This is a genomic window from Neisseria sp. P0009.S007 (assembly GCF_051962515.1).
In genome coordinates this window covers 1-1,086 of record NZ_JBQCVF010000479.1, presented here as the reverse complement: position 1 = coordinate 1,086, position 1,086 = coordinate 1, and the positions used below count along the sequence as shown (strand labels likewise).

Annotated in this window: 1 protein-coding gene; it reads left to right on the top strand. The window is 50.5% G+C overall.

The genetic code is table 11. The annotated features are described in order from the left end of the window. The coding region (locus ACTHS3_RS14205; RefSeq protein WP_440368271.1) for a lactate utilization protein B at nucleotides 1-1,086 on the top strand (1,086 nt) is incomplete at both ends.

The window sequence follows — 1,086 nt, the reverse complement described above, 5'->3', positions numbered from 1 at the left end:
GGTAAGCTGATGGTGAAAGGCAAATCTATGGTCAGCGAAGAGATTGAGCTGAACCATTATCTGCAAGATCAAGGCATTAAAGCGATTGAGAGCGACTTGGGCGAGTTTATCGTTCAAATGGCCGGTGAGAAACCAACCCATATCGTGATGCCTGCCATTCACAAGACCAAAGAGCAGGTTAGCGAGCTTTTCCATCAAAACCTCGGCACTCCATTAACAGATGATGTAGACCAGCTGACCGGATTTGCGCGTAAAGCATTGCGCGATATTTACAGTACTGCCGATGTCGGTTTGAGCGGTGTGAACTTTGCCGTTGCGGAAACAGGCACTTTGTGTCTGGTCGAAAACGAAGGCAACGGCCGCTTGAGTACCACTGTACCGCCTGTGCATATTGCCGTTACCGGTATTGAAAAAGTGGTTGCGAAGCTGTCGGATGTTCCGCCTTTGTACAGCCTGTTGCCACGCTCCGCCATTGGTCAGAACATTACCACTTATTTCAATATGATTACCGGTCCTCGCCGTAGCGAAGAGCTGGACGGTCCTCAAGAAATGCACTTGGTACTGCTTGATAACGGCCGTAGCCAAGCTTATGCAGAAGATCAAATGCGCCGTACCTTGCAATGTATCCGTTGCGGTGCGTGTATGAACCATTGTCCGGTTTATACCCGTATCGGTGGTGCGGCTTACGGTACGACTTATCCCGGTCCGATTGGTGAGATTATCTCTCCACATTTGTTGGGCTTGGATGCGACACGCGATCTGCCGACTGCGTGTACCATGTGTGGCGCCTGTGTTGAAGTTTGTCCAGTACGCATTCCGATTACCGAACAAATGCAACGTCTGCGTGTTGAAGCGCAACGTTCGCCAACAGAAACCGTTCCACATCCTATCCGTGGTCAAGGTGCATCGCATACTTTCGGCGAACAAATGGCATGGCGTACGTTTGACGGTATTTTCAGCGGCAGTAAAGCTTACCGTGCATTCGGTTGGACAGCCTCTAAATTCCGTGCATTGACACCAAGGAAACAGCTGGGCTGGACGGATAACCGTGTTCCGATGAACCCGGCTAAGAAAACGCTGCATCAA